The following is a 3436-nucleotide window of genomic DNA, read 5'->3' as shown; positions in this document are numbered from 1 at the left end:
TACCACCCCCATTCTGCTGGCTCTGGCCCAGACCTACAAGGCGGATGCCAAATTCATGCTTGTAGTGCTCCCTGCGGTGCTGGCTTTGGTGACCATCGCAGCCAATGTTTCCACCTGGCTGCTGATCGCCCTGGTTCTCTGGGCCAAACGTTGGATGTGGAAGCCCATCCTCGCCATCGTCGTTCTGCTGCTGATCCGAACCCTGCCCATCTGGCATTCCAGCGTCGAGTCCCTGAACTCAGGTGACCTCAGCGCGAGCTTGAACCAGATCCTGCGGCACACGGAGATCTGCATGCATCCGCTTTTGCCCAGCTCATGGGTGGCGGAAACAATTCAAGCCGCTGGACGTGGCACCTTTGAGCGCACCATGTTCTTCAACCTTGTCCTCCTGGCCAATGCCCTGATGAGCATTCTGATTACCACTCGAATCGCGAGTGCCTTCTATTATTCCGCATGGAATCGCATCATGAGTGCGGCGCCCGGAGTCGTCAGCAAAGCCAAAGCCCCCATGTCTCGTACCAAGCCTGGTCGCCTGAGCCATTGGCTGCGCCGTATTCTGGGGCTTGATCGCGCCTCCTTTGCTCTTCTCGTGAAGGAAGTCCGCACGTTTCTGCGCGAACCGGTGCAGTGGGGGCAGTCGTCGATCATCTTTGGACTGCTCCTGATCTATTCCATGAACCTGCGCAAGCTGGGCTACGACCTGCAGAGTCCGTTTTGGATCACCATCGTGAGTCATTTAAACTTGCTGGTCTGCTGCCTCGCACTGTCCACACTCACGACCCGCTTCATCTACCCGCAATTCAGCCTGGAGGGGCAGCGCCTGTGGATCTTGGGGCTCTCACCTCTGCCTCTGCACCGTGTGCTGGCCTTGAAACTCCGCCTCAGCGCCAGCGTGCTGGCACTCGTCATGGTAACTCTAGTCGTGGTCTCGGGCATCTCACTAGGCCTGCCGGGACAGCGCATTCTCTTTTTCAGCGCTTCAATATTAATGCTGAGCTACGGACTGACCTCGCTGGCGCTTTCCCTCGGCGCTCTGGTGCCCAATTTCCGGGAGTCCAATCCCGCCCGCATCGTCTCCGGCTTTGGCGGCACGGTCTGCTTGATCGCCAGCTTTGTCTACATCGTAGGCGGAATGGTCCTGCTGCTGATCCCTTCCTGGCAAAATCTCCGACAGGATGCCGTGGCCATGGTGGGCTATAACGGCAAAATCGAACTGGCTGCGCTGGCTGGACTGGCTGTGCTAACCGTGGCTTTTGGAGGCATTCCCTATTTTTTTGCAAAACGGCAGACGAAAAATCTGGAATACTTAAGACATCTGTAGTATTTGGATACTGGAAATAATTTCCAGTACTCCCATGATCACCCGCAAAGCACCCGCTCTCGCCTCTGCAAACGGCTACAACGAGGATAATCTCCTCGTTTTTGAAGATGCTCCCGAATTCATGGACGGTCACGCTGTTGCCTCATCCCTTGAGAATGTCGATTCCAAGGTAAAGGCCGCTCAGGAGCAGTTGCAGGAACTCCGGCGCCAGCAGGAAGAGATCGAACGCCAAAAGCAGCACCTCGAAGCCCTGCGCATCAAGCAGGAACGCTTCGTCGCCGGAAAGCGTGATCTCGTCGAGAAAATCACTCGTTCCGCCAGTCTGGTCGAGCGTGAACTCTACGACGCCCAGAAGCGTGTTGAGGATCTCGCTGCCATTCACGACGAATTCCGCCGCCATCAGGAAATTTTGAAATCTCTCCAGCCGGAAAAATGGCATCGATCCCAGGTGAGCGAAGAGCTCGACGGCGCCTTGGCAGCCATTGATGACGCCGAAGGCGACTACGCCAAAGGCATCCGCCGTCTGCACGCCATGGGCCCGCAGGAAGGCGTGTCCGCAGGTGGACCGATCAATCTCGACGACACCAACGCGCCTATGATGCCCGCTTTCGGCTCCCATGCCGATGACCTGAAGACTTGGATGCGCCGCGGCTTCGCCTTCACCCTCCCTCTCATGGGCACGGTGATCGTCGCCATCGTTCTGATCCGTCTGATGTTCTGATTTCGCGAACCCCTCACTTCTCATCCTTATGGCTCTGTTTTCTGGCAATCGCAAAGTCCGCTCGCGTCGCGCAAAGCCTGTCCAGGCATTGAAGGAAGAGGCATCGCCCCAGCGCAAATCACGCAGCCTGACCAAACGCTCGGATGAACTGAACAGTCAGATTCACCGCTTGGAATGTTTCATCACCGCGGCTCCTCGCATTGAGCGCCAGCGCCGCTTGGCAAACGTGAACATGGTACCGCCCATGGAACTGGCATCCCCCGCCCCACGTCATCGTCGCGTCCCAATCGCCAGACAGCGCGCACGTCGCAGCGAACGTCTGCGCATGCTTACTGAAGGCTTGCTCGTCCTCGGTTCCATCGCCGCCGTCGTTGGCTGGCTGAACCAGTGGTTCCATTTCTGGAACTGAGCCTGCTTCAGCAGAAGGTTTACGGTGATGGCGGTCGTTTACGATTGCTGACCATTTTCCGAATCAGCGGCAAAGCCGCGTCATCGGATTGGAAACCGCCCTAAACAATCGTCAACTCAAACTCATGCCTTGCCCCAGCGCTTCAACAGCGTGGAGGCCATGTCAGCAGGTGAATCGGACACGGCAATGCCGCACTCCGCGAGGATCTTCTTCTTGGCAGCGGCAGTGTCGTCTGCACCACCGATGATAGCACCGGCGTGGCCCATGCGGCGTCCGGGAGGTGCTGTGGCTCCTGCGATGAACGCAGCAATCGGCTTCTTGCAGTTGTCCTTGGCCCAGAGACCCGCTTCGACTTCAGCATTGCCACCGATTTCGCCAATCATGATGATGGCTTCGGTCTCAGGATCATCGTTGAACATCTTGAGCACGTCGAGGTGGTTGGTGCCGTTCACTGGATCACCACCAATGCCAACGCAGGTGCTCTGACCATATCCACGCGTCGTAAGCTGCCACACGGCTTCGTAAGTGAGCGTGCCGGAACGGCTGACAACACCGACGTTGCCACGCTTGTGAATATACCCTGGGGCGATGCCGATACGGCAGCCGCCATGGGATTTGTCGCCGAAACCTGGAGTCACGAGACCGGGGCAGTTCGGGCCGATGAGGCGCGTCTTGCTGCCTTTCATAGCAGCCTTGACCCGGATCATGTCATTGACCGGAATGCCTTCGGTGATGGCCACCACGAGATCGAGCCCGGCATCAACACCTTCGAGGATCGCATCCGCTGCGAATGGAGGTGGCACAAAGATCACACTCACAGTGGCGCCGGTTTCACGGGCGGCTTGAGCCACGGTGTCAAACACCGGCACATTCTTGCCACTGTGCTCGAAAACTTGACCACCTTTGCCCGGCGTCACACCAGCCACCAGCTGTGTACCGTAGTCGATGGAAGCCTTCGCATGACGCGAGCCGAAATCTCCGGTGA

4 protein-coding genes are annotated in these 3436 nt (G+C 57.7%); 3 read left to right on the top strand and 1 reads right to left on the bottom strand.

Annotated features, from left to right (window positions below; genetic code table 11):
* The 3 genes from ACIREA_RS28940 to ACIREA_RS28930 all read left to right on the top strand — a co-directional run.
* A partial coding sequence (locus tag ACIREA_RS28940) for a hypothetical protein (protein WP_397385796.1) occupies positions 1-1321 on the top strand: 1321 nt, incomplete at its 5' end.
* Between the two features lie 34 nt (positions 1322-1355).
* The gene (locus ACIREA_RS28935; protein WP_397385795.1) at positions 1356-2042 is read left to right on the top strand and encodes a hypothetical protein; all 687 of its coding nucleotides are present in this window, start codon (positions 1356-1358) and stop codon (positions 2040-2042) included.
* Positions 2043-2070: 28 nt separating this feature from the next.
* A complete protein-coding gene (locus ACIREA_RS28930) occupies positions 2071-2451 on the top strand; it encodes a hypothetical protein (RefSeq protein WP_397385794.1) in 381 nt (126 codons plus the stop codon).
* Between the two features lie 122 nt (positions 2452-2573).
* Here ACIREA_RS28930 and sucD read toward each other — a convergent pair.
* The coding region (gene sucD / locus ACIREA_RS28925; protein WP_397385793.1) for a succinate--CoA ligase subunit alpha at positions 2574-3436 on the bottom strand (863 nt) is incomplete at its 5' end.

This window comes from Prosthecobacter sp., from assembly GCF_044373815.1.
Taxonomy (GTDB): domain Bacteria; phylum Verrucomicrobiota; class Verrucomicrobiia; order Verrucomicrobiales; family Verrucomicrobiaceae; genus Prosthecobacter.
This window is presented reverse-complemented; position numbering and strand designations above follow the sequence as displayed.